General features: G+C 67.8%; 18 protein-coding genes. 11 read left to right on the plus strand and 7 right to left on the minus strand.

The features are described 5' to 3' along the window. Positions 1-132: 132 nt before the first annotated feature. Complete coding sequence (locus ACFXNW_RS01035; protein ID WP_379414959.1) at positions 133-1,260, plus strand: NAD(P)H-dependent flavin oxidoreductase; 1,128 nt, start codon at positions 133-135, stop codon at positions 1,258-1,260. A 103-nt stretch (positions 1,261-1,363) separates the two neighbouring features. On the opposite strand, the gene ACFXNW_RS01040 is transcribed toward ACFXNW_RS01035, so the two are convergent. Beyond that, a complete protein-coding gene (locus ACFXNW_RS01040; protein WP_379414961.1) occupies positions 1,364-2,137 on the minus strand; it encodes a GntR family transcriptional regulator in 774 nt (257 codons plus the stop codon). 99 nt (positions 2,138-2,236) lie between these two features. Between ACFXNW_RS01040 and ACFXNW_RS01045 the strand changes: the two genes are divergently transcribed. Continuing rightward, positions 2,237-3,706 carry an ABC1 kinase family protein gene (locus tag ACFXNW_RS01045; protein WP_379414962.1) on the plus strand — a complete coding sequence of 490 codons (1,470 nt, stop codon included), beginning with the start codon at positions 2,237-2,239 and terminating at the stop codon, positions 3,704-3,706. Positions 3,707-3,760: 54 nt separating this feature from the next. Here ACFXNW_RS01045 and ACFXNW_RS01050 read toward each other — a convergent pair whose 3' ends face one another. Next, entirely contained in the window at positions 3,761-4,360 is a 600-nt protein-coding gene (locus ACFXNW_RS01050; protein ID WP_379414964.1) for a GDSL-type esterase/lipase family protein, read from the minus strand. Positions 4,361-4,486: 126 nt separating this feature from the next. Between ACFXNW_RS01050 and ACFXNW_RS01055 the strand changes: the two genes are divergently transcribed. The 3 genes from ACFXNW_RS01055 (at position 4,487) to ACFXNW_RS01065 (ending at position 8,708) form a co-directional block, all read left to right on the plus strand. Continuing rightward, complete coding sequence (locus ACFXNW_RS01055) at positions 4,487-5,269, plus strand: 2OG-Fe(II) oxygenase (protein ID WP_379414965.1); 783 nt, start codon at positions 4,487-4,489, stop codon at positions 5,267-5,269. Next, positions 5,256-6,020, plus strand: coding sequence for an SDR family NAD(P)-dependent oxidoreductase (locus ACFXNW_RS01060; protein WP_379414967.1), 765 nt, complete (start codon positions 5,256-5,258; stop codon positions 6,018-6,020). Before ACFXNW_RS01055 ends, ACFXNW_RS01060 begins: the two co-directional genes overlap by 14 nt. A 312-nt stretch (positions 6,021-6,332) precedes the next feature. After that, positions 6,333-8,708 (plus strand): YbhN family protein, encoded by a 2,376-nt coding sequence (locus tag ACFXNW_RS01065; RefSeq protein WP_379414969.1) that lies wholly within the window; start codon positions 6,333-6,335, stop codon positions 8,706-8,708. Between the two features lie 163 nt (positions 8,709-8,871). On the opposite strand, the gene fadD5 is transcribed toward ACFXNW_RS01065, so the two are convergent. After that, entirely contained in the window at positions 8,872-10,440 is a 1,569-nt protein-coding gene (fadD5, locus tag ACFXNW_RS01070) for a fatty-acid--CoA ligase FadD5 (RefSeq protein WP_379414970.1), read from the minus strand. Positions 10,441-10,772: 332 nt separating this feature from the next. Here fadD5 and ACFXNW_RS01075 point away from each other — a divergent pair, with 332 nt between their 5' ends. Together ACFXNW_RS01075 and ACFXNW_RS01080 are read left to right on the plus strand one after the other, a co-directional pair. Further along, positions 10,773-11,750, plus strand: coding sequence for an NAD(P)H-dependent flavin oxidoreductase (locus ACFXNW_RS01075; protein WP_379414972.1), 978 nt, complete (start codon positions 10,773-10,775; stop codon positions 11,748-11,750). A gap of 206 nt (positions 11,751-11,956) precedes the next feature. After that, positions 11,957-12,766 (plus strand): alpha/beta fold hydrolase, encoded by an 810-nt coding sequence (locus ACFXNW_RS01080; protein ID WP_379414974.1) that lies wholly within the window; start codon positions 11,957-11,959, stop codon positions 12,764-12,766. Positions 12,767-12,830: 64 nt separating this feature from the next. Here ACFXNW_RS01080 and ACFXNW_RS01085 read toward each other — a convergent pair whose 3' ends face one another. After that, positions 12,831-13,790, minus strand: coding sequence for an MBL fold metallo-hydrolase (locus tag ACFXNW_RS01085; RefSeq protein WP_379414976.1), 960 nt, complete (start codon positions 13,788-13,790; stop codon positions 12,831-12,833). 150 nt (positions 13,791-13,940) lie between these two features. Here ACFXNW_RS01085 and ACFXNW_RS01090 point away from each other — a divergent pair, with 150 nt between their 5' ends. From ACFXNW_RS01090 to ACFXNW_RS01100, 3 genes are read left to right on the plus strand one after another with little or no spacing between them, the layout of a single operon-like run. Further along, positions 13,941-14,201 (plus strand): acyl carrier protein, encoded by a 261-nt coding sequence (locus ACFXNW_RS01090; protein ID WP_379414977.1) that lies wholly within the window; start codon positions 13,941-13,943, stop codon positions 14,199-14,201. Then, a complete protein-coding gene (locus ACFXNW_RS01095) occupies positions 14,198-20,053 on the plus strand; it encodes an SDR family NAD(P)-dependent oxidoreductase (protein WP_379414978.1) in 5,856 nt (1,951 codons plus the stop codon). The genes ACFXNW_RS01090 and ACFXNW_RS01095 overlap by 4 nt, the downstream gene beginning before the upstream one ends. Continuing rightward, entirely contained in the window at positions 20,050-21,729 is a 1,680-nt protein-coding gene (locus ACFXNW_RS01100; protein WP_379414979.1) for a fatty acyl-AMP ligase, read from the plus strand. The genes ACFXNW_RS01095 and ACFXNW_RS01100 overlap by 4 nt, the downstream gene beginning before the upstream one ends. Positions 21,730-21,749: 20 nt before the next feature. On the opposite strand, the gene ACFXNW_RS01105 is transcribed toward ACFXNW_RS01100, so the two are convergent. The 3 genes from ACFXNW_RS01105 to ACFXNW_RS01115 all read right to left on the minus strand — a co-directional run bounded on the left by ACFXNW_RS01105 (position 21,750) and on the right by ACFXNW_RS01115 (position 23,441). Further along, on the minus strand, positions 21,750-22,151 hold the full coding sequence (locus ACFXNW_RS01105) for an RNA-binding S4 domain-containing protein (RefSeq protein WP_379414980.1): 402 nt from the start codon (positions 22,149-22,151) through the stop codon (positions 21,750-21,752). A gap of 3 nt (positions 22,152-22,154) precedes the next feature. Further along, positions 22,155-22,739, minus strand: coding sequence for a C40 family peptidase (locus ACFXNW_RS01110; protein ID WP_379416233.1), 585 nt, complete (start codon positions 22,737-22,739; stop codon positions 22,155-22,157). Between the two features lie 426 nt (positions 22,740-23,165). After that, on the minus strand, positions 23,166-23,441 hold the full coding sequence (locus tag ACFXNW_RS01115) for a hypothetical protein (protein WP_379414981.1): 276 nt from the start codon (positions 23,439-23,441) through the stop codon (positions 23,166-23,168). A 151-nt stretch (positions 23,442-23,592) separates the two neighbouring features. On the opposite strand from ACFXNW_RS01115, the gene ACFXNW_RS01120 reads away from it, so the two are divergent. Next, the gene (locus ACFXNW_RS01120; RefSeq protein WP_379414982.1) at positions 23,593-24,774 is read left to right on the plus strand and encodes an AAA family ATPase; all 1,182 of its coding nucleotides are present in this window, start codon (positions 23,593-23,595) and stop codon (positions 24,772-24,774) included. The last annotated feature ends 63 nt before the right edge of the window (positions 24,775-24,837 follow it).

A 24,837-nucleotide genomic window follows, 5' to 3' on the forward strand; every position in this document is an offset into this window, starting at 1 on the left:
CCGCATACTGGCGATATCTGCGGTACGCGGCGGTTTCGAGCGGTAGGGGCCGGCACGAACGTTCGCGGGGCCGGGTCCGGCGGACTGAACATTATGCAACCCGTTCCAGGGCATAGGGAGACCAGAACCGCCATGCGTACCGAAATCTGCGACCGCCTGGGGATCGAGTTCCCCATCTTCGCCTTCACCCATTGCCGCGATGTGGCGGCCGCGGTCAGCAATGCCGGCGGCCTCGGGGTGCTCGGCGCGGTGGGCTTCACCGCCGAAGAGCTCGAGATCGAGCTCGCCTGGCTCGACGAGCACGTCGGCGACAACCCCTACGGCGTGGATCTGGTGATCCCGTCCAAGTACGAGGGCAAGGGCATCGACGGCCTCTCGCCCGAACAGCTCGAGGCCGAACTTGCCAAGAATGTCCCGGCCGGGCACCGCGATTTCGCGGCCAAGCTGCTCGCCGACCACGGCGTGCCGGAACTGCCCGCCGATGAGGTGCATCCGCAGCTGCTCGGCTGGACCGCGACCACCGTGGCCCCGCAGATCGAGGTGATCCTGCGCCATCCGAAGGCCAAGCTGGTGGCCAATGCGCTCGGCACCCCGCCGCCGGATGTGGTGAGCAAGATCCAGGAGTCCGGTCGTCTGATCGGCGCACTGTGCGGTTCGGTCAAGCATGCGCTCAACCACAAGGCCGCGGGCCTGGATTTCGCGGTCTGCCAGGGCACCGAGGGCGGCGGGCATTGCGGTGAGGTGTCCTCGCTGGTGCTGTGGCCGCAGGTGATCGACGCGGTCGGCGATATGCCGGTGCTGGCTGCCGGCGGCATCGGCGACGGCCGTCAGGTGGCGGCCGCGATGGCGATGGGCGCGGCGGGCGCGTGGACCGGTTCGATCTGGCTGACCGTCGAGGAGGCCAATGTGCCGCCCGCGCAGATGCAGAGCCTCATCGACGCCACCAGCCACGACACCGTGCGTTCACGGGCGTGGACCGGCAAGCCCGCGCGCATGCTGCGCAACGACTGGACCGAGGCGTGGGAGCAGTCCGACACCCCCAACCCGCTGCCGATGCCGCTGCAGATGATGGTCGCGCTCGACGGCGTCAAGCGTGGGCACCGGTATCCGGAGGCCGCCAAGGACGTCAACTTCAATCCGGTCGGCCAGGTGGTCGGCATGATGAACAAGGTGGAGCGTTCGGCCGACGTGATGGCCAGGCTGGTCGAGGAGTACGTGGAGTCCTGCGAACGCTTGAACAAGCTCAACGGTTCGCTCTGAGGTAGTCGCACGACGCCGATAAGGCCGCCGGACCGATAGGGTCCGGCGGCCTTATCAGACAGTTATCGAACAGCTATTGCGCCCACACCCTCGCAGCGTGGCCTCACGCGGTCTCGGCGTGCGTCGCCACGGGCTCCTCGACACCGTCCAGCAACTCCGCGAAGCGGGCGAGCACCTTCTCGTGATACATCCCGAACAGGTCCTCGAAGAGCGCGAGCTGCGCCTGGGACGGCCCGGAGTCCGACTCCCACACCGCCATCAACGCCCGCCACACCAGCACGTGCAGATCGGCGGCGCCTGCGAAATACGCCTCGATCGCCTCGGGCACTTCCAGCACCATCTCGCCGATGGAGTTCAAGATCGCGCGCTGCATGCTGGAGCCCAGCGCGGTGAGCAGCCTGCGCACCAGGCCGATCTCGACCGAGAGAATCTCGCGGTAGTCCGGAACCTCCAGGCGGGCAAGCGCTTCCAGGGTGTCGATATCGGCCTTGAGCGCCACCGGGTCGGCATCGCAGCGGCCCGCGGTGTAGGCGAGCAGCGCGTCCATCACGATGCCGCGCTCGACCTCGACGATGTCGCGGAACATCTCGATCGCGACCTCGGGCATCGGCACCGAGTACCGGAACAGATGCCGGTAGACGTCGATGCCGCCGATTTCGCGCACGTCGCGAATGGTGAAGCCCTTGCCGCGGCGTGCGTCGACGAAGCCGTAGGACTCCAGCCTGCCGAGGGTGAGCTGCGCGGTGGCGCGGTTCATCTCGAATTCGTCGGCGACCTGCCGCACCGAGGGCATCAGCTCGCCGGGCCGGTACTCCCCCGCGGCGACCCGGCGTGCCAGCTCATCGGCAGCGTCGGCGACCACCGTCCGGGATCCCATCGTGTACCTCTCACCTTCATCCATACGTCCCAGACAGTCTAGGCGCAATGTGCCAGACTGCACATGGATACTACGGGGCGGCGCAGTGTGAGGTGAATCATGACCACTCGATGGGGCAACGGCCGGGCGGGAGGCGAGGCGACGGGTCGTTCCGGCCTGTTCCCGGCACGCCCTGACGGCGCACCGCCGATGAGCCGGGCGGCACGCAATGCCAGGCTGGCAGCCCTTCCGGTCGCCTACGCGGGCCGACGCGCGGCGGGGGTCGGCCGGCGGGCACTCGGCCGTTCGGCGGACGAGGTGAACCGGGAGATCCAATTGCGCACCGCGCAGCACATCTTCGAGGTGCTCGGTGAGTTGAAGGGTTGCGCCACCAAACTCGGTCAGCTGTTGTCCATTTATCAGCTCGCGCTCCCCGAAGATATAGCAGGTCCCTATCAGATCGCGCTGACGCGTCTGCAGGACGCGGCGCCGATCATGTTGCCGCCGACGGTCGACGCCGCGATGGCGGCGAGCATGGGCGGCGGCTGGCGCGCATCGTTCCGCGAATTCGACGATCGCCGGGCGGCGGCCGCTTCCATCGGCCAAGTCCATCGCGCGGTATGGCACGACGGCAGGCCGGTGGCGGTCAAGATCATGTATCCGGGCGGGCGGGCGGCCGTTGAGGCCGATCTGACGCAATTGCGCCGCATTTCGACGCTGGCATCGGTATTCCTGCCCGGCGCCGACGTCAAGGCGGTCACCGAGGCGATCTGCGACTGCGTGCGCGACGAACTCGATTACGGCGCCGAGGCGGACAATCAGCGCGCTTTCGCCGCCGCCTTCGCCGACGATCCGGACTTCCACATCCCCGCGGTGGTGCAGCAGCGCGGGGATGTGTTGATCAGTGAATGGCTCGACGGGACGCCCGTATCGCGAATCATCGCTTCCGGCAGCACGTCCGAACGCGATCGGATCGGCATGCTGATGACGCGGTTCGTGCTGTCGGGGTGGCGGCACGATCTGCTCTACGGCGATCCGCATCCCGGCAATTTCCGGCTGCTGCCCGACGGGCGGCTCGGCATCGTCGATTTCGGCGCCTGTTCTCCGTGGCCCGCCGAATTCCGCACACTGGCCTACGACTTCTGCGACGCGTTCTTCACCGGCGGCCCGCCCGAGCTCGAAGCAGCGGTGCGCGCACACGCATTCGTTGCGCCGGGCCACCCACTCGATGCCGACGCGCTGGTCTCCGCTCTCGGCGAATGCGGTGAGCCGCTGCGGCACAACACGTTCCAGCTGACCACACGCTGGCTGCGCAAGCAGGTGGTGCGTACGACGAATCCCCGGCTGTCGAACGTCGTCAGGGAATTGGCCATGCCCGCGCCGTTCACGCCGTTCGCCCGTGCCGGGCTCACCTTGATCGGCGCGCTGAGCCAGCTCGAGGCCCAGGGTTCCTATCTCGATGAAGTGGTCGCTGCCCTGCCGTTCCTCGACGAGGTGTTCCAGCGGGCGGCTGCTGGAACGGGCGAGCGGCCGATCGATCTGGCGTCCGAGCGGCGAATACGTGCGGTGCAGCGCGTGCCTATCAGCTGAGATTCTGACGAATACCGGCCGACGGCAGCGTCCCAGACAGCCGAGACGGTGGGATCAGCGCGACAACCACTCCCGCCAAGATGGTCGGATCAACGCAGCCAGGACGCCGTACCCAGCCGCACCTGGATGCGCACCATCGCCGATACGCACCTCGTGCCGCCACGTCGGGTCCGTGCTGAGCGGCTGATGGGTACGCGCATAGGGGACCTCGGCTGCGGCGCAGATATCGGCGAACCGGGCGTCCAGTGCGGCTGTGCGCGTGTTGTGTTCATCGTCATCGATCGGCGGCGGTGCGATGACCAACACCCGCCAGTCGTGCGCGGCGGCGGTGGCGAGCATCGCGGTCAGGTTGTCTGCGGAATCCTCCGGCGCGACCCGGACTCGGCCGTCCTCCCACGTCGAGTCGTTGACCCCGAACGAGAACACCACACGCGCGTCGACACCGTCCGGCAGACGCTGCAGGCATTCGCCGAGCCAGCGGGCTCGGACATCGGTGGAGGTCTGCCTGCGCACACCGAGGTTGTAGGCGGTGACCGGATGGCCCTCGGCGTGCGTGTCAGCGACCAGCCGGCCGGCCCAGCCGAGCGCGGTGGGATCGCCGACGCCGGCGACGAACGAGTCGCCGACGAAACAGATACGGGTATCACGACTCACCGGTTGATCATGCCCGGAGGCAGGCCACCTCGCGTTCGCCACCACCGAGAGCGGTTCGGCTACTGCGGACGTGCATCGGCGCCGTTGTGCAATAAGATCGCGGTGTTCGTCCGGGAGGGAGTGATCGTGGCAGGGGAATCGGAGCGGCGGGCCGCCGCCCCGCAATGGTTCGCGGATCTGCTCGGCAGTCGGCACTGGATACGCCGTACCGAGCCGTTTCCGCATGTATACGCGCGCGATGTGTTCGCGCCCGAGTTCTATCAGCGGCTCGCCGACGAGTTCGAGCGGGCCCGCACCGACCATCCGGACCGGTTCGGCAAGGTCGCCGAAGGCTATGGCGCCACCGGCATTCGGCTGACCGAGCTGCGCGACGGACCGCTGGCGGTCTTCCAGTCCCGCGAATGGCACGACATGATCGCGGGCGTCGCGGGGGTCGAGGCGACCGGTGACGTCGAGGCGTCGCTGCACTGCCATCCGGTCGACAGCCCGCGCGGCTGGCCGCACAACGATCTCGCGCCTGCCTGGTTCTCGGGCGCCGCACCCGGCCCTGGCGAAGTGCGTGTCCCCGACTCGACCGTGGACACCAAGACCGGGCCGCGCACCGCTGGTGTCGAAGCCAGGGAAACGGTGCGCGCCGTCACGCTGCTGTTCTATCTGGCGAACTCGCCGTGGGAGCCGGGCAACGGTGGCGAGACCGCATTGTTCGCCCGGGGTGAGCGCGGTGCACGGGCCGCGAAAGCCGTCCCGCCGCTGAACAACTCGATGGTGATGTTCGAATGCACACCGCGCTCGTGGCATGCCTTCGCCGGTGCCAACACCGCCGAACGCAATTGCGTGGTGATGTGGCTGCACCGGCCGAAGGCCGACGTGGTGCGGCGTTGGGGAGGAGACCGCATTGTCCAATGGTGAACGCCGGGTCTGCCTGATCACCGGCGCCGGCGGCAGGCTCGGCGACGCCTTCTGCCGCGCCACCTACACCCATTACGACATCGTCGCGGTCTGCCGGAACCGGGTTCCGGCGGCGCCTTCGCAGGAGGAGTGGTTCGTCGACCCGCTCGAACCGGACCGGGCGGTTCCGCAGAACGAGTCGCGGGTCTTCGTGGTGCATTCAGATCTGACCCAGCCCGGCGAGCCCGAACGCGTCGTCGATCTGGCGCTGGCCAAATTCGGCCGGGTGGATCTGCTGGTGAACAACGCCGCGAACATGGCGCTGCATCCGCTCGGTGTGGTCGACGGCGACGCCGCACTCGACGCGTTCACACCGGTGTTCACGCTGAATGTCGAGGTGCCGCTGCGGCTGGCGACGCGGCTGGCGCAGCGGTCCTGGCTGCACGACGATGCGGCCAACCGCGCGAACAATCGCAATATCGTCAATGTCTCCAGCATGTCGGGGCCGGAAGTCTTCGGTGGTCAGACGCTGTACGGCACGTCCAAGGCCGCGCTCAACAAGCTGACGCGCCACTTGGCCGACGAGTTCGACGAGTTCGGCGTGCGGGTCAACGCGATCGCACCGGACGCATTCCCCGGCTCCATCGCCACCACCAAGGTCGTGCGCGCCATCGTCGAGCTCGACAGCGGGGAGATGACGGGGACGGTGTTCAGCGTCGTCCCACCGTCCGGTCCCCCGGTCGGTCGCCACGCTCGCATGACGGGGGCCTGAGTCCGGTAGTCGTCCGCTCGCACCGGGCCCGGAACAGCACACGGGCGGGCCGCGGGTCGGCCAGTCATCCCAGCAACGAGAAGCCGGCAGCACTGATCGCCGTCCGGGCGGCAAGCCCGGAGGCGCACGACCGGCGCGGGCAAGTCACGACCGCGCCACCGATACCACCTCGCGCCCGCCCAGGCAACCGATCGGCGGACATCGGTGCGGCGTGTTGGTGTGTATCGTCCGCGTCGGCCTCCTGCATACTCACCTGCAGTGAGCGAGGGTGGCCGGCGTAGCTTCAACTCGATCCGAAAGTACCGATACGACATGCGAGTCGATGGGCGGGAAATCCCGGTCACGGGCAGCCTGCTGCAGCCCTTGACCCGGCGCACCAGTGACATCATTCGCGTCGTACTCGCCGCGCTCGGGGTCGGGGTGGTGATCGCGGGCTCGATGATCACCCGCCCGGAGTGGCTCGCTCTGGAACGTTCGATATCGCCTATCGTCGGCGTCCTCAACCCCGCCCAGTCCAATTTGGTGTACCTGCTCTACGGCATCGCCATTCTGATCCTCCCGTTCGCGATTCTGATCGAACTCGTGCTGGGCAGGCACTGGAAGCTGCTGGCCGGATACGCCGCGGCGGGGCTGGTCGCCGGGCTGCTGCTCTCGATCACCGGCACCGGGCTGTCGGCGCCGAAATGGCATTTTCAGGTGCCCGACAAACTGGACAACACCTTCCTACAGCAGTTCCTCGACGATCCGCGCTGGATCGCGATGCTGGCCGCCGTGCTCACGGTGTCGAGTCCGTGGCTGCCGGTGCGGGCCCGGCGCTGGATGTGGTTTCTGCTGCTGGCATTCGCACCGATCCATCTGGTGGTCAGTACGGTCGTGCCCGCGAGGGCGATGTTCGGGCTGGCGGTCGGTTGGCTGGTGGGTGCGGTGATCGTGCTCGCGGTCGGCACCCCCGCGCTGGAGGTTCCGCTCGATGCCGCCGTGCGGGTGCTGGCCAAGCGGGGGTTCACCGTCACCGCGTTCACCGTCGTGCGGCCATCGGGTCCTGGGCCGCTGATACTGTCGGCGGCCGTCGCAGGCCCGCAGCGACTGCTCACGGTGGAGCTGTACGGCAAGAATCAGCGCAGTTACGGCGCACTGCGGCAGCTGTGGCGCTGGCTCACCTTCCGTTCCAGCGAGACCGCGCCGCTGCACGGTTCGATGCACCGGGCGGTCGAACATCGCGCGCTGATGGCTATCGCGATCGGTGACCTGGGGATGGCGGCGCATGCCCCGGTCGCGGTGGCGTCGCTGGATCGTGGATGGATGCTGTACGCACACACGGTGCCGTGCGGAAAGGCGCTGGCCGAGCTGGACGAGAAGGTGCTGCCGGGGCTGTGGCAGTCGCTGGACTCGCTGCACCGCAAGCAGATCGCGCTCGGCGATCTGCGCCCCGACGAGATCCGCATCGAAGACGGCGTCATCCGGTTCGGCGGATTCGTCGGCGCCGAACTCGGTGCCACGGATGCGCAGGTGCAATCCGACGTGGCGCAGCTATTGGTGACGACAGCGGCGATCTTCGGCCGGGACGTCGCGGTGCGCGCGGCTATCGCGGGCCTCGGCGAGCAGTCGGTACTCACCGCATCTCGTCGACTGACCAAATCGGGGATGCCGTCCGGGATCCGGAAATCGGTGCCGGACTGGAAATCGGTGGTCTCGGGCACCCGCGAGGAGGTCCGCAAACAAACCGGCCAGGACCGCATCGAAGCCGAGCAGATCACCCGGTTCAGCCGCAAGAGCATCATCCAGCTGGTTCTGCTGGTCGCCCTGGTGTACGTGGCGTATCCGTTCATCAGCGCGGTGCCGACGTTCTTCAGCCAGCTGCGCACCGCGAACTGGTGGTGGGCGTTCGCGGGCCTCGCGCTGTCGTCGCTGACCTACATCGGCACCGCGGCCGCGCTGTGGGCGTGCGCGTCGGGGGTGGTGAGCTTCCGCAATCTGGTGATCATGCAGATCGCCAATACCTTCGCGGCGACAACCACTCCCGCGCGCGTTGGTGGTCTCGCGTTGAGCGTGCGTTTCCTGCAGAAGGGCGGGCTCGGCGCGGTCCGGGCGACGGCCGCGGTGGCGTTGCAGCAGGCGGTGCAGGTTCTCACCCACATCAGCCTGCTGGTGTTCTTCAGCATCGCCGCGGGGACCTCGGCGGATCTGTCGCATTTCGTGCCCGACGCGACGATCCTCTACCTGCTCGCCGGTGTCGGCGTCGGCATCATCGGCACCTTCATGTTCGTGCCGAAACTGCGCCGCTGGTTGAACACTTCGGTGCGGCCGCAGTTGCAAGAGGTGCTCGGCGAACTCACCGATCTCGCGCGCGACCCGAAGCGGTTCGCCATCATCATCGCAGGCTGCGCCGCCTTGACCCTCGGCCAGGCGCTCGCACTATGGGCGAGCGTGGAGGCCTTCGGCGGCGGAACGACCTTCGTCACCGTCACGATCGTCACGATGATCGGTGGCACCCTCGCCTCCGCGGCGCCGACGCCCGGTGGTGTCGGTGCGGTCGAGGCCGCACTGATCGGTGGCCTGGCCGCCTTCGGCCTGCCCATCGAAGTCGCCGTGCCGTCGGTGCTGCTCTACCGCGTGCTCACCTGCTGGCTGCCGGTGTTCTGCGGATGGCAGGTCATGCGGTGGATGACCAACAAGAACATGATCTGAGCCGAAGCACCGCTCGCACGCAGCAAGAGTTGCGCCCACCTCTGAGCGACAACGAGTTTCGCTGGGTTCAGAGGTGGGCGGCATTATCCCCGGGGCGGCACGGATGACGGCGGCCCGGATCCGCCGTCAATGGTCCAGGCGGCGGCGACGATTCACGTGAAACCTACGAATGGCTGTTGCGCAGCTCGACTTTCACGACCTTGCCGCTGGCATTGCGCGGCAGCTCAGCGACCACAACCAGCTCCTTGGGGTGCTTGTACCTGGCCAGGTTGTCGTTGAGGAAGGCCTCCAGATCGGCAAGGGTCAGTTCGGTCTCCGGGTCGGCGAGGGCGACCACCGCGACCGGGACTTCACCCCACTTCTCGTGCGGCCGGCTGATCACCGCGGCCTCGCGGATCTGCGGATGGGCGAAGAGCACGTTCTCCACCTCGGCGCAGTAGATGTTCTCGCCGCCGGAGATGATCATGTCCTTCTTGCGGTCCACCACATAGATGAAGCCCTCCTCGTCCTGGCGGACCAGGTCACCGGAGTGGAACCAGCCGCCGGCGAAGGCATCGGCGGTGGCCTCGGGCTTGTTCCAGTAGCCCTGCATGAGAGTCGGTCCCCGATACACGATTTCGCCGACCTCGCCGGGGGCGACATCGTTCATTTCGTCGTCGACGATGCGAGCCTGAATGGTCGGGATCGGCTTGCCGACCGAACCGAGCTTGCGGATGGCGTCCTTACCGTCGAGCACGCAAGTGATGGGCGACATCTCGGTCTGGCCGAACACCGCGACATTGAACGCGTCCGGGAAGCAGTCGGCCATGGCTTGCAGGACGGTATCCGAGGCGGGAGCGGCACCCCAGCTCAGCGCCTTCAGCGCGAGCTTGCGCTCGATGACTGTGGGGTCGGCGCAGATCAGCTGCCACTGCGCGGGCACACAGAAGGCGGTGGTGGCCTGTTCGGCTTCGATCGCGTCGAGGAATTCGGTGGCGTCGAAGGCGCCGAGCGGATGCAGCACCGTCTTGGCGCCGACCACGAAATACGGTGCGAGGCTGCCCAAGCCCGCGATGTGGAACAGCGGCGAGGTGCAGAAGCCGATCGACTCCTGATCGATTGCCAGCGCCCGGATACAGGTGAGGGCCTGCGCGTTCATATTGGCGTGCGACAGAATCGCGCCCTTGGGGCTACCCGTGGTTCCCGAGGTGTACATGATCAGGCTCGGCGTGTCCTCGGGGATGTCGAGGGGTGTGTGCGCCCGGCCCTCCTCCGCGAGCAGCTCGTCGAAGCCGAGCACACCGTCACCGGACTGCCCGCCGATGACGACACAGTTCTCCAGCGACGAGGTCTGCGCGCGCACCGCGGCGGCCAGCGGCTGCAACACGGTATCGGTGACGATCACCTTGGCGCCGCTGTCGGCGGCGATGTAGGCGACCTCGGGCGGGGTGAGCCGGAAGTTCACCGGGACCGCGATGGCGCCGAGGGCGTTGATCCCGAAGACCGACTCGAGGTATTCGGGATAGTTCAGCGCCAGGATCAGCACCCGGTCACCGAAGCCGACACCGCGGCGGGCCAGCGCGTCGGCGAATTTCAGCGAGCGTTCGTGTAGCTGACGCCAGGTGGTGTCGGCGCCACGGAACCGCACTGCGACCTCGTCGGGCCGCATGGCCGCGTGGGTCGCGAGCTGATTGTTCCAATGGTTGCGCCGCGATCTGATCGGCTCGTCCAACGCTTGCACACCGGTGGTCATCCAGGCACTCCTCTCCCGCACGGTGCCGCCGGAGCCTCCGACGGTGGTGACGGGCTCAACCTGTGCGAAGAATAACAAGTAACTTACCTCGCAACAAGGATTCCCGCACCTGATTCAGCGTTAATCGTTCGGCTTCGAGCCCGGAACGGCTGGTTGGGACATAATTGCAGGTTGATCCTTGTTTATCCAGCTCGACGAACCGGTCCACGCAACCAGCAATATCGCATCCGCATGCGAATCACGACTCACTTCCACCTTGTCGTGAGCACGATTCGCATGCCACGATCTCCCCGAAAGCGGGTGCGCCCGCGACGAGCAGAGGGAGAAGCGCAATGCTGCGGACCAGGTTCACCGAGACCTTCGGTGTGGAACATCCGATCGTGCAGGGCGGCATGATGTGGGTCGGTCGCGCCGAACTGGTCGCGGCGGTCGCCAATGCGGGCGGGCTCGGCTTCATCACCGCCCTCACCCAGCCGACCCCCGACGACCTGCGCCGCGAGATCGCACGCACCAGGGAGCTGACCGATAAGCCCTTCGGCGTCAACGTCACCATCCTGCCCTCGATCAACCCACCCCCGTACGCCGAATACGTGCAGGCGATCATCGACAGCGGCGTCAAGATCGTGGAGACCGCGGGCAGCAATCCGGAACCGTTCCTGCCGTACTACCGGGACGCGGGCATCAAGGTGCTGCACAAGTGCACCAGCGTGCGGCACGCAGTCAAGGCCGAGCGAATCGGTGTGGACGGCGTCAGCATCGACGGGTTCGAATGCGCGGGGCACCCGGGTGAGGACGATGTTCCCGGCCTGGTGCTGATCCCGGCAGCCGCCCGCGAACTGAGTATCCCGATGATCGCTTCCGGTGGTATCGCCGACGCCCGTGGCCTGGTTGCCGCGCTCGCCCTCGGCGCCGATGGCGTCAACATGGGCACCCGATTCCTGTGCACCCAGGAGTCGTGCATCGATCACAAGGTCAAGGAGCGGATCGTCGCGGGCAGTGAGCGCGACACCCAGCTCATCTTCCGCACCATGCGCAACACCGCCCGGGTCGCCGACAACGAGATCAGCCGCAAGGTGGTCGAGATCGAAAAGGCCGGCGGCACCTTCGAGGACGTGCGCGATCTGGTCGCGGGCGCCCGTGGCCGCCGGGTCTTCGACGAGGGCGATCTGGACGCGGGCATCTGGTCGGTCGGCCTGTGCCAGGGCCTGATCCACGACATCCCCACCTGCGCCGAACTCATCGAACGCATGGTCGGCGAGGCCGAGGAGCTGATCACCGCACGGCTGGCGGACACCGTCGTCGTGAGCTGATCGACCGTATGCCGGGGCCGCGGAGGAACTCCGGGCCCCGGCATCCTCTTTGCCTGAACGCTGGGTCGCCGGCGTACGTGCCGTCAGGGAGCGCGTGCAGGCCGGTATTTTAGTGACCCAGATCACTCACGGTTCGTGTCAAGAATCCACGACCGGCTCCGAGGTATCCGTGAATACCCACCGAACCACACCAAGGAGACCAGGCAATGTCGAACCTTCCCACCATCACCTCCGCCGACGGCACCGCGATCGCCTACCGTAAAACCGGCACCGGCCCGGCGATCCTCGTGATCAGCAACGTCGCCGAAGACCACACCGGAGTCGCAGGCGTCGTCGAGGCGCTGTCGGCGCACTTCACCGTGATCAGCTTCGACCGGCGCGGCCGCGGCGCCAGCGGCGACCCGCAGCCCTACGACCCGGCGCGCGAGATCGACGACATCGCCGCGCTGATCGACCTCGCCGGCGGCACCGCGGCCCTGGCCAGCGGCTCCGGCGGCTGCGGGCTCACCCTGGACGCGGCGAGCGCCCTCGGCGACAAGGTAACCGGGCTCTACCTCTACGAACCGCCCTTCATCGTCGACGGCTCCCGCCCTGCGGCACCAGCCGACTACGTCGAGCACCAGGAGGCGCTGGTCGCGGCCGGGAAACGCAGCGAGGCCGTCGAGTACTTCATGACCGAGATGATCCGCGTCCCCGGCGAGTACATCCCGATGATGAAGCAGGACCCGTCCTGGGACCTGATGGCCGAGTACGCCCACACCTACGCCTACGACGGACGGATCATGCGCGGACTCCAGGACGGCGAGCCGCTGCCGACCGACCGCTGGAAGATCGACGCGCCGATCGCGGTGGCCGTCGGCGGCAACGGCGAGGCTTTCATCCGCGACGGCGCCCACGCGCTGGCCGCGATCCTGCCCAACGTCACCGTCCTGACGCTGGACGGCCACGACCACTCCGCGTTCTGGATGGCACCCGAACCCGTCGCCGAACAGGCCCGCGCCTTCCTGCTCGGCTGACAGCACCCGCCCAGCCCCGCCGAACGGCGGGGCCGCGCCAGGCCGGCGTGTCGAGCGGCGATCGTCAGTGATGCCGGGCAGCCAGTGCGGTCACCGCGTCGTGGTCGTGGGCCGCGACGACCTCGATGCCGTCAGGGAGCGCGTGCAGGCGGTGGATGGTGGCGAAGGTGGCGTCGCGGTCGGCGTCGAAGAGCAGGCCGGGCATAGGGGCCTTTTCGCGGATCAGCTCGATTTGGAGTTTGTTCCAGACGGCGTCACCGGCCAATAGAACCCGGGAGCCGTCGTCGACGGCGAGCAGCACGCCGATGCTGCCTGGCGTGTGGCCGGCCAGATCGACCAGAACGACCGAGCCGTCGCCGAAGAGGTCCTTGCTGCGGTGGAAGGTCAGGACAGGTGGGCCGTCGAGTTCGAACGGGGCGCACGGACGGTTGTCCAGCGTCGCCCGCACCACCGACATGGGCGCTTGCGGACCGGTCGTCGCCCACTCCAATTCGGCTGCGGGCAGCTTGATCTCGATCGAAATCGGTAGTTCGAGCAGACCGGAGACATGGTCCCAGTGCAGATGGGTGGGCAGCACGAAGTCGATATCGGAGACCGCGATATCGCGCGCGGCCAAGGCATCGGACAGGCCGAGCACCGGCTTATCGGGCGCCACCAGCATCGGGATGGGGAACGGCAGCCCGGGCAACACCCGGCTGTGCGGGTCGGCACACAGCGCGGGATCGACCAGGAAGCGGGCGCTGGGATGCTCGACCAGATACGAGGCCATCGCCATCGGCAGCTCACGCAGGCTGCGCACCCCCTCGGCGACGATTGTCGCGGGCGCGGCCAAGGTCGCCTGCGGAATCACCCGCAACCGGACGGTGGCGCGGGCCTGCGGTAGCGGCGCCTGCTCGATACTCGCCAACAGCGCGGCATCGGGGCGGCGTGGACGCAGCAGCCGGGGCGGTGTCGCGGCCAGAGCCGCGCAGCAGCGCAGCAGGGTCGGCACGGTCGGAATTCGCCCTTCGCGGATATCGGCCACGGCTGTCACGGTAGACCCTCCGGCGTGTCGGCGAAAGGGCGCGCAGGCAGCGCGGATCGCGCCTTGCCGACGCCGGATTCTCCGGCATAATCGCGTGGGTACCAGCCGCGGTGCGCGGCCGCCGATACGTGACTCGGGGAGGGAGAACGGATGCCGGCGAATCAGCCAGGCGGCCAACCTCTTCGCCGCACCCTGCTGACCGACACCGCCGTCGGCACCATCGCCGAAATACTCGCGATGGACCGGTCGCGAATCAGCACCACCGCTCCCTTCGCCGACCTCGGCCTGAGCTCGGCGCAGCTGGCCCGGTTGACCGCGCATCTGGAGGACGTCCTCGGCGTCGAGGTGCCGATCACCGCCCTGTACGACCATCCCGATATCGAACAACTGGTCGACTCCCTCATGCGATGACCGCACCCCATCCCACATCGCCGCCGATATCGGTCATCGGCCTCGGCTGCCGCCTGCCCGGAGCCTCCGGGGTGGACGAGTTCTGGCAGCTGCTGCACGAGGGCCGCGACGCCACCGGTATACCGCCGCACGGGCGCGCTGGGTATCGGCGCGGCGGATACCTGACCGATATCGACCGGTTCGACAATGAATGGTTCGGCATTTCGGGCCGGGAAGCCGCGCTGATGGATCCGCAGCAGCGGATCGCGCTGGAAGTGGCGGTCGAGGCACTCGACGACGCGGGGATCGGGTACCGCGCACAGGGTTCCGCCGGTGCGGTGATCTTCGGTGCCTGCGGATTCGAGCACGGCGCGGTGGTACTCGGCCGGGGTGGCTTCGACCCGCCGTTCGCGGTGACCGGCTCGGCGTCGAGCGTCATCGCCAATCGGCTGTCCTACGTTCTGGACCTGCGCGGGCCGAGCATGGTGGTCGACACCGCCTGTTCGTCGTCGCTGGTCGCGGTCGATCTGGCCGTGCGGTTACTCGCCGACCCGGCGGTGCCGTTCGCGGTGGTCGGCGGCGTGAATCTGACGCTGCTGCCACACACCACCGACTATCTGGCCGAAGCCGGTTTCCTGTCCCCCGAGGGCCGCTGCGCACCGTTCGACACCGCCGCCGACGGGTATGTCCGTGGTGAGGGATGCGCCGTTGTCGTATTGCAGCGTAGCGCCGATGCGGTGCGTGAGGGCAATCGCGTCTACGCCGAGATCGCCGGTTCCGCCGTCGGCTCCGATGGGCGGTCCAACGGGTTGTACGCGCCGAACGGCCGAGCGCAGCGCGAGGTCATCCGGTCCGCGTGGGAGCGGGCGGGTGTCGCGCCCTCGATCATGGGCTACCTCGAATGTCATGGCACCGGCACCACATTGGGTGATGCCATCGAGGTAGGCGCGTTATCGGAGGTGCGCGGCGATGCCGAGCGCACCACGTGGATCGGTTCGATGAAATCCGGTGTGGGGCATCTGGAAGCGGCGGCCGGAATATCCGGGCTGATCAAGGCGGCCCTGGCCGTCCATCACGGCACCATCCCGCCCACCGCCAATTTCGTGACGCCGAATCGCTTGCTGCGCCTGAACGAGCGTGGTCTGTGCGTACCGCGGGAGCCGATCGACTGGAGTGGCGTACCTGTCGCCGAGCGGTACGCCGGGGTCAGCTCGTTCGGTTTCGGCGGGACGAACGCGCATATCGCGCTGCGTGGTGCCGCGCCCAGGGACGCTGTCCGGGCGGCGGCGCCGTTCCTGCTTCCGTTGTCCGGACGCGATTCCGCCGAGCTGCGCGACGCGGCGCTGCGCATGGCATGGACACTCGATCCGGAAGCGACCTCGAGTGAGCCCGCGCCGATACTCGCACCTGTCCAACGACTTCCGCTGCCCGCCTTGACCTCCGGTGCGTCGCGGTTGATCGGCCAGGCAGTACGCGCGGCGGTGCTCGCCTATGACGGCGATGATGCCGTGGCGCGGCTACGCGCAGTAGCGGCGGGCGCCGAGGATCCTCGAGTGCTCGGCCCCTCGGCGCAGCGGCGACCGGGTGGGCTGCTGTTCCTGTTCTCCGGTCAGGGTGGTCAGCATGCGCGGATGGGTCGGGTGCTGGCCGCGCGCTATCCGGTGTTCGCGCGTGCGCTGACCGACGCCGTCGACGCCGTGCGGGAGGCGGGCGGGCCTCGGGTGTGGACGCCGCGCCGAGGGTTTACCGCCGACGGGACTGATCGAGGCGCAACAGATTTCGTTCAGCCCGTGCTGTTCGTCTATCAGATCGCGCTGGCCGAACTGCTGGCTTCACTAGGTGTTCGTCCCGATGCGGTGGCCGGGCACAGCCTCGGCGAAGTGGCGGCCGCGGCGGTGAGCGGGGCGTTGACGCTCGAGGATGCGGCGCGAGTGGTTGTCGCGCGTAGCCGGGCACTGGCGCGGCTCGACGGTAGTGGTGCGATGGCGGTGCTGGAGGCCGAGCCTGATCAGGTGGCGCTGATGGTCGAACCCCTGCGCGCCTCAGTCGGTATCGCGGCGATCAATGGGCCGCGATCGGTGGTGGTGTCGGGGCAGACGCGCTCGGTGGACACTGTGGTGCGACGGGCGAGGCGGCGTGGGATTTTCGCGCGCCGCGTCGCGGTCGAGTTCGCCGCGCACAGTCCGCAGGTCGAGGCGGTACTGCCGGAGTTCGGCGCTGCCATCAAGGATATCGTTGCCCGCACACCGCACATGGCGGTGCACTCCACCGCCCATGCCGGTCGCACGATCACCACCGATGTCATGAACGCCGAATATTGGCTCGATAACGCCAGTGGCACCGTCGAACTGGCGCGAGCACTGCACAGCGCCGCAGACGCTGGAATATCGACCGTGCTGGAGATCGGCCCGCACCCGCTGCTGATCCCGGCGGTGCGTGATCAGCCCGATTTCGGCGGGTCCGCTCATCCGGCGACCGTGCGCGAGGACGAGGCTGCCGGCCTGCTCACCTGTCTCGCGCAGCTGTATCTCGAAGGCCGATCGGTGGATTGGTCGACGCTCGGCCGTTTCGAGGGCGCGCCGCGCAGGCGGTGGCGGCGTCGCCGGTTTCCGCTTATTGCCGGCGAAGCGCGGGTGCGCACAGATGATCTCGCCGATCACATCGTCAGTGGTAGGGCATTGGTGCCCGCCGCGTACTGGTTGCGGCGGTTCATCCAGCTGGCGCGCGAGTCGGGCCGGTCGACGGTCGCCGAGGTCGTCGTGCACGAACCGCTCGCGGCCGATGCGCCGTCCGAGATGGTCTTCCGGCGCGAATCGGCAAGTGTGCGGGCGGAGGCCCCGGGTGCCGCAACGCTGGCTAAAGCACGGCTCACCGATGACCCCACACCCGCTGACATCATCGCATGGATGCGGGTGGTCGACGCCAATCGGGCTGGTCGCAGCGGTTTGCATGTCATCGCTCCCACCGCCTTCTACACGGCGTTGCGCGAGCGCGGACTCGAATACGGACCTGCGTTCCGGCCACTGCGTGCCATTGCCGGCGGCCGCGATCGCGCGATCGGCACCCTCGCCGGCGCCGACATCGAACACACCGCGACCATCGACGGCTGCCTGCAACTGCTGGCCGCCCTCGATCACGCCGCCCTGCCCGCCGACACCGTTGCGCTGCCGATCGCCGTCGCCGCTGCCTGGCTGTCCCCGGCACCGAACTGCCACATCCACGAAGTTCATGCTCTGCTGCGCACCCGCACCCACACCGGCCTCATCGGCGACATCATCGCCACCGACCAGCACGGCGCCCCCGCCCTCGCCCTCACCGGCGTCCAGATCCGGTTCACCCGACCGGCCACCGGGGTATCAGGCGCTGTCGCGTCTTCCGGAAACCTCTCGTTCGAGCGGTATGAGCATGGGCCAGCAGGCGGCGCCCGGACGCCCGCAAGCGCTGAGCACGTCAGCGATCCATGGAGCACCGGCAACCGGCAGCGCGATCCCTGGCAGCCGGCTCCACCCGGGCACACCGACAGGGCCGAGGCGAGCCGATCGGCGGCCTCGCCAGGACTTCGTCCGGAGGTACCGCCGGGCCGGCGCCCGTCGGACTGGGCAAGTCATGACCCAGCGCGCCGGGCGAATAGCGGGCGGATGTCGAGCCGAACGCCGCACTACTCGACGGGCCCGGCAGGTTACGGCACACCGGAACACGCGATCGCCGACTCGGGCACTCCGACCGTCTGGTGGCGCGAGGTGTGGGTACCACTAGCGATCGACGCATCACGCGAACCTCCGATCCCGGGTGGTGAGCCGGAGGCCGGAGGAGCCCGCCGGTCTGTTGCGGGACGCACCGCGAGCGAACGCACCGACGGGATCGACAGGCCCGCAGCCAAACGCATCGCAAGCGAACGCACCGACAGATCTGCGACAGAACCCATCGCAAGCGAACACACCGACAGGATCGACAGGCCCGCAGCCGAACGAATCCTGAGCGGACCGACCGACAGCGCGCCGGACGCCGGCGTCGGACCGGGTGCTGGATCGGCCGCACGCGGCGCAGCCGGCGGGTCTGTGGATCCGGTACGACACGTCCGGCCCGGAGACGAGATTCGGCGGACGCTGGTGGTCGGCGAATCGGATGTCGCTGTTCGGCTGACGCGGGAATTGGATCGGGTGTTGCCCAGTGAGCGGGTGGCGCGTGAGGTGGATGCGGCCGGGCCGATCGTGGATGCGGTGCTCTCTGGCAGGACGGCGGCGGCGCGGACGGCCGTCGTGGTGGTGTGGCCGGCAGGCGGTGGGAATGCCCCCGCGTCGGGGGCCGGGCCGGTCGTCGACCGGATCGGGCGGGTGCTGGATCTGGTGCAGCGGATTGTGCGGAGTCCGGCCGCCGCGTCGTTGACCGTGGTGCTGCCGGACCCGGGTAGCGGGCATGGGGCCGAACCGAGTGCGGCCGGTGGTGTCGCGGGTTTACTGCGTTCGGTGCAGCTGGAATCCGGGCGGGCGGTGCGCCTGGTGTGGGCCGACGACGCGGCTGACACGGCGATGCTCGCCCGGTTCATCACCGGCAACTCACCCGAGCTTCCGACTGAACTGCGGCTCACCGGCAATGAACCGGCCACGCGGCGGTTCGTACCCGCGGACCCGCAGCCGCAGTCGGCCACCATCGACCCGCACGGCACCTACGTGGTCTCCGGTGGACTCGGTGCGCTGGGTTCGGTGGCGGTGCGCTGGCTGCTCGACAGCGGTGCCCGCGACGTGGTGGTGCCGACGCGCGCGCCACGACCGGTGCCGCCGCTGTTGGACGGCCTGGAGGACCGAATCGTGGTGGTGCGCTGCGATACCGCCGACCGCACCGACCTCGACCACGCACTGCGCGATATTCGAGAGTGCGGTTCCACCATCCGCGGTGTGGTGCACGCGGCAGGTGCGTTGGAGGACGCGCTGATCGAGGACGTCACCACGGCACAACTGGATCGGATGTTCGCGCCGAAACTCGCCGCCGCCACCAATCTCATCGAGCTCACCGCGGCCGACCCCACCGATTTCGTGCTGCTGTTCTCCTCGGCGACCGGCGCATTCGGCGCCCCCGGCCAAGCCGCCTATGCCTGTGCGAACGCCGCCATGGATACCCTCGCCCACTGCTATCCGAAGCGTCGGATCACCAGTATCGGCTGGGGCGTGTGGGATTGCGGGTTGTCCGAAGCCGCCGGTGCGGCCGAGCATCTGCGGCTGGCCGGCGTCGTGCCCTTCGATGGCAGGCGCGGCGCCGAACTGCTGCACGAGGCAATCGGTCATCAAGCACCTCACCTGGTGGCGATGGACTATCGCCCGACCTCCGACCGGGCGCCGGTTGCGATGCGGCTGGCCGAGCTGATGGGTTCGCGCTTCGCGCAGGAGTCACCTGGTGCACCGGATGCCCTCCGCGCCGATTACGCCACCGGTGGGGAGTCGAGATCCGCACCTGGCGCACACGGTGCCGGCTACGCCATTGAACGAGACTCGCGGTCCGCGGATGGCGTAAACGCCACTGAACGAGCCTCCGCACCTGGCGCACGCGATGTCGACCCTGCCGGCGAACGGGCGCCGCAATCCGGGCTGCACCTGCGTCGTGCGGGCCGGGTCATCGAGCCGGAGCCGTTGATGCCACTGATACGACGGATCCTCGCATCCACATTGCGCATCACATCCGAAACGCTCGATACTGCAGCCGATTTCAATGATCTCGGCCTCACGTCCCTACTCGCGGTGGACATGCGGCGCGCCCTCGAGCAGGAACTGAACATTCGCATCGCGACGGCCGAACTATTCGGTCATCCGACCGTCGAAACCCTGGCGGCAGCACTCGCCGACCGCATCGAGCCCGCTGGTTCCGACGGAATCTCATGACGGCGAGGTCCGACCTATTGCACGAGCGTGTTGCCCGTCATGCAAGCGACCGCCCTGAGTCGACGGCCTTCGTCGAATTGCGTTATCGGGGAACAGAATGCCATCCGGTAGCGACCAGCTATGCCGATCTGGACCGTGGTGCACGGAAATATGCGCAGACACTCAGCGAGATCAGCGCGCCCGGGGATCGCATTGCGATCATGTGTCCCCACGGATCCACCTACCCGATCGCCTTTCTGGCCTGTCTATACGCTGAACGTATTGCGGTGCCATTGTTTCCGATGGCACGACGCAACGATTCGGAACGTCTCGAAGCTATCCTCGCCGATGCACGGCCCTCGGCCACGCTGGTCGGCGCGGGGAACCGCGGTACGGCGGTGACTGCCGGACATGTCCCGACGGTGGCAGTCGATTTCCCGGTTGCCGCGAATCCGATTGTCGCACCTGATTACCCGCAGGCGCTGGCCCAGGTCCACGCCGAGAAAACGGCCTATCTCCAGTACACCTCGGGTTCCACTCGAAGCCCGGCAGGCGTCGAAGTATCGCACGCGAATCTCACTGCCGCCCTGGAGCAATTGCGCACCGCGCTGCCTGCGACGACACAGGCACCCATCGTGTCCTGGCTACCGTTCTTCCACGATATGGGTCTGGTATTCGGCCTGTCGCTGCCGCTGTATTCGGGCGTGCCGGCCGTAACAATGGCGCCGGGCGAATTCGTCAAGCGTCCGGCGCGCTGGCTGCGCGCCTGTGCCGATTATCGCGCCGCCGCCACCGCTACGCCGAATTTCGGTTTGTCCCTGGCAGTTTCACAGACCGACCCGGGGGAACGTGCGCACCTCGACCTCTCGGATCTTCAGGTGATTCTGAACGGCGCCGAACCGGTACGGGCAGAGACTCTCGCCGAGTTCACCGAGACCTACACCGCCAGCGGATTCCGGCATCGGGCCCACACTCCCGGCTTCGGCCTGGCCGAGGCGACCCTGCCCGTGACCATCGCCGCCCAGGACGAGGAACCGGTGACGCAACTGTTCGACCGAGCGGCTCTCGCTGCCGGGCGGGCCGTCGCGGGCTCCGATGAGCGGAGCGGGGTGCGGTTGGTCGGATGCGGGATGCCGACGGGGCAGCGGATTGCCATCGTCGATCCGGACCGCGGCGTCGAGTTGGATCCCGGCGGTGTCGGTGAGATCTGGGTGGCAGGCCCGAACATATGCCGCGGCTACTTCGACAAGCCTGCGCTATCGGCACAGACCTTCGATCACACACTGCCCGGCACCACCGAAAGCTGGTTGAGCACCGGCGATCTCGGCTTCGGCTACGACGGACAGCTCTATATCGCCGGCCGCCGCAAGGATCTGATCGTGGTGGACGGACGCAATCATTATCCGGCCGATATCGAGCAAACCGTCGCGGACTGCGCACCGGAACTACGGACCGGACGGATCGCCGCCTTCGGCCACGATGACGGCGTCGGCGAGCGGTTGGTCCTGGTCGCCGAGCTGTCGGCTCCCGGCGCCGCCGCCGAGGTGAGCAAGCGGATCCGAACCGCCGTCACCTCAGCCCATGACATCGCGCCGGTGGATATCGTGCTGACCGAACGTGACCGGCTGCCACTCACCAGCAGCGGCAAGCTGCGCCGATCGGCATGCCGGGACCGGTATGCGGCGGGCTCGTTCTGAAGTTCAGGGGATAGGCCCGGTCAGTCGGGGCGCCCGAGGAGCCGGTCGGTTTCCCGGCGTTCACGTTTGGTCGGCCTACCGGCACCGCGATCCCGGCGTGGCATGGTGGCCAGGATTTCGCGCGACGGCGGTGGCGGGCTGCGGTCGATCAGGCATTGTGCGGCGATCGGAGCACTGACTCGTTTGGTGATGACGCGCTCGACGATCACGATGCGTTCGATCCCGCTGATCCGGATCCGGACTTCGTCGCCGGGCCGGACGGGCTGGGCGGGTTTGGCCGCGACACCATTGACGCGGACATGTCCGCCGCGGCAGGCTTCAGCAGCTGCGGAGCGGGTTTTGAACAGACGCACAGCCCACGTCCAGGAATCCACTCGGGCCTGGGTGAGGGTGTTCTGGTTGCCGGGTTCGGCGCGGGCCACTCGTTACACGATACGGCGTGCGGTGACCACTTCGTCGGGGGTCAGCGAGGTGTAGGAGACCGGAGTTCCGGACTGCACCGCGTTGAGCAGCTGACCGCCGCCGGCGTAGATGCCCACGTGACCGCCACCGTTGGTGATGACGATGTCGCCGGGGCGCAGATCGTTGAAGGCGACGGGAGCGCCGACGTGCGACTGTTCGAAGCTGGTGCGGGGCAGCTTGATACCGGCCTGCCGGTAGGCCCACTGGACCAGACCGGAGCAGTCGAAGCTGAACGGGCCTGCCGCGCCCCAGGAGTACTGGGCGCCGACCTTGGTCTTGGCGGCGTTGAGGGCGATGTCGCCGGCGGAGTTGTCGAACATGCCGGGCATCACCGGCGCGAAACCGGGAACACCGGGGGCTGCGGCCTGCGGCCCGCCCTGTGCGTGCGGGGCCATCGCGGCCTGCAGCTGAGTGTTGAGCTGTTGCACCGGCTGCTCGAACTCGGGCGGAACGTCCACCTCGAACTTGCCGACGCCGGGGATGTCGATCGTGGCCGCCGATGCCGAGATGGCCGGCATGGCCCCTGTGGATGCTGCCACCGCGCCCATGACGAGCGCACTCTTGACGGAATTCGGCAAACGAGAATCCCGCTGCAAGCTGTGTTTACCCACTGAGCTGCGTCTCCGATCTTCGTGCTCTCCCGCCGACCGAGCGAGGTTGGGTACAACCTCTCTATGCCCGGTTCGACAGCCGAGATCCACGAATCCCGACCGACGATGAAGCGGTGACTCCGGTGGCGCCGCTTCTCTTACGAAGCGACAGACTCCACTAAGTCACGAGAAGATTACGGTGCCGACGCGATGTTGTCCAGCGCACAGAGCCGGGACTTTTCCCTAGGGGCATTACGGCGGCAAACACAGTGAAAACCCGGAGAGTTGACCGACCATTTGCCGGATAACGGAGCGGCATCGCCGACGACGAACCGTTATCCGACCGATGCCGGACCGGTCGCGCCGAGTGCGGGCCGCGCTGTGTCACGCGCCGGAGGATCTACCCGAGCGATCGGCGACGACACGCTCGAGTTCCTCGATGCGGCGGCGGGCGGCGGCAAGTTCGACCTCCAGCTGCCCGACCGCCATCACCAGCGGACCGACCGCCAGGTCGGCGACCAGCTGCGGGTCGTCGTAGCCGCGTTCGATGGCAACCAGGATGTTGGCGCGAATCCGGCTCGCGACCACTGATCCGGCCGGGACCTCCCAGGACTCGACGACCTCGGCGGTGCCGGAGGGGATGTCCTCATCGCCGGACATAGTGCTCTCCAATCCTCGCGGGAGGCCCAGCTTAGTTTCGGTCGCGTCGGGGTCGGCGCCGCCGCTCCCCGATCATGATCCGATAGCCATATCTAGGACACGCCGTAGAGACGCCCAGATATCGCTACTGGACGCGCTACGGTGTCGGGGTATGGACCCCGTGCGCAATCCGTATGCTCCCGGCGCCGGTCAGCGCCCGCCCGAATTGGCCGGGCGTGGCAAACAACTCGACGCCTTCGATATCGTGCTGGAGCGGATCGCGCGCGGTAGGCCCGAACGCAGCGTCATGCTCACCGGACTGCGCGGCGTCGGAAAGACCGTGCTGCTCAACCAGCTTCGTTCCGCGGCGGTCTCGCGGGAGTGGGGTACCGGCAAGATCGAGGCCAGGCCGGACCAGGAACTGCGCCGGCCACTGTCCTCGGCACTGCATATGGCGGTGCGGGCCATTGCGAAGGCGCACCGCAATCCCGAACGGGTGGACGACTTCCTCGGCATCCTCAAGGCATTCGCGTTGCGCTCCACCGCGGACAAGGGCATGCGGGAACGCTGGCAGCCCGGCATCGACGTACCCGCGGTGACCGGCCGCGCCGATTCCGGCGATATCGAGATCGACCTGGTGGAGCTACTGGTCGAAGCGGCCGCACTGGCCTCCGATATCGGAGTCGGAATCGCGATCTTCATCGATGAGATGCAGGATCTGGGCCCGGCCGATATCTCGGCCATCTGCGGCGCCTGCCATGAGTTGAGCCAGGACGCGGCGCCGCTGATCGTGGTCGGGGCGGGGCTGCCGCATCTGCCCGCGGTGCTCTCGGCGTCCAAGAGCTATTCCGAACGACTGTTCAGCTATCACCGGATCGACAGGCTCGATCGAGAATCCGCTGATCAGGCATTGATAGCGCCCGCCGAACGCGAGGAGGTGAAGTTCACCGACGACGCGCTGCGTGCGCTGTACCAGAAGGCCGACGGCTACCCGTATTTCGTGCAGGCCTACGGGAAAGCGACCTGGGATCAAGCCCCGGGCAGCCCGGTGACCGCCGAGGACGTCGAGGTCGCGGCGCCGACCGCCGAGGAGGAACTCGCGGTCGGGTTCTTCGGCTCACGCTATGAACGCGCGACCCCGGCCGAACGCGAGTACATGCGTGCCATGGCCGATTTATCCGGCGACGACGGCCCGGTCGCGACCTCGGCGGTGGCCTCGGAACTGGGCCGCAAACCGGCCTCGCTGTCACCGGCACGCGACGGCCTGATCAAGAAGGGCCTGATCTACTCGGCCGAACGCGGCACGATCGGGTTCACCGTCCCGCATTTCGGCCGTTATCTGCGCAGCGTCTGATTGCCCGGTATGCACTCGTCTATCAAGATCATTAGAAACCTGTAGAAATACCTGAGCTCGAGA

Source organism: Nocardia sp. NPDC059180, from assembly GCF_042754945.1.
Lineage (GTDB): Bacteria > Actinomycetota > Actinomycetes > Mycobacteriales > Mycobacteriaceae > Nocardia.

Excerpts from the sequence above, each read along its gene's own strand:
- ACFXNW_RS01035 (WP_379414959.1), top strand. The coding sequence starts at position 133 with ATGCGTACCGAAATCTGCGACCGCCTGGGGATCGAGTTCCCCATCTTC.
- ACFXNW_RS01040 (WP_379414961.1), bottom strand. The coding sequence starts at position 2,137 with ATGGGATCCCGGACGGTGGTCGCCGACGCTGCCGATGAGCTGGCACGC.
- ACFXNW_RS01045 (WP_379414962.1), top strand. The coding sequence starts at position 2,237 with ATGACCACTCGATGGGGCAACGGCCGGGCGGGAGGCGAGGCGACGGGT.
- ACFXNW_RS01065 (WP_379414969.1), top strand. The coding sequence starts at position 6,333 with ATGCGAGTCGATGGGCGGGAAATCCCGGTCACGGGCAGCCTGCTGCAG.
- fadD5 (WP_379414970.1), bottom strand. The coding sequence starts at position 10,440 with ATGACCACCGGTGTGCAAGCGTTGGACGAGCCGATCAGATCGCGGCGC.
- ACFXNW_RS01075 (WP_379414972.1), top strand. The coding sequence starts at position 10,773 with ATGCTGCGGACCAGGTTCACCGAGACCTTCGGTGTGGAACATCCGATC.
- ACFXNW_RS01080 (WP_379414974.1), top strand. The coding sequence starts at position 11,957 with ATGTCGAACCTTCCCACCATCACCTCCGCCGACGGCACCGCGATCGCC.
- ACFXNW_RS01090 (WP_379414977.1), top strand. The coding sequence starts at position 13,941 with ATGCCGGCGAATCAGCCAGGCGGCCAACCTCTTCGCCGCACCCTGCTG.
- ACFXNW_RS01095 (WP_379414978.1), top strand. The coding sequence starts at position 14,198 with ATGACCGCACCCCATCCCACATCGCCGCCGATATCGGTCATCGGCCTC.
- ACFXNW_RS01100 (WP_379414979.1), top strand. The coding sequence starts at position 20,050 with ATGACGGCGAGGTCCGACCTATTGCACGAGCGTGTTGCCCGTCATGCA.
- ACFXNW_RS01110 (WP_379416233.1), bottom strand. The coding sequence starts at position 22,739 with ATGGGCGCGGTGGCAGCATCCACAGGGGCCATGCCGGCCATCTCGGCA.
- ACFXNW_RS01115 (WP_379414981.1), bottom strand. The coding sequence starts at position 23,441 with ATGTCCGGCGATGAGGACATCCCCTCCGGCACCGCCGAGGTCGTCGAG.
- ACFXNW_RS01120 (WP_379414982.1), top strand. The coding sequence starts at position 23,593 with ATGGACCCCGTGCGCAATCCGTATGCTCCCGGCGCCGGTCAGCGCCCG.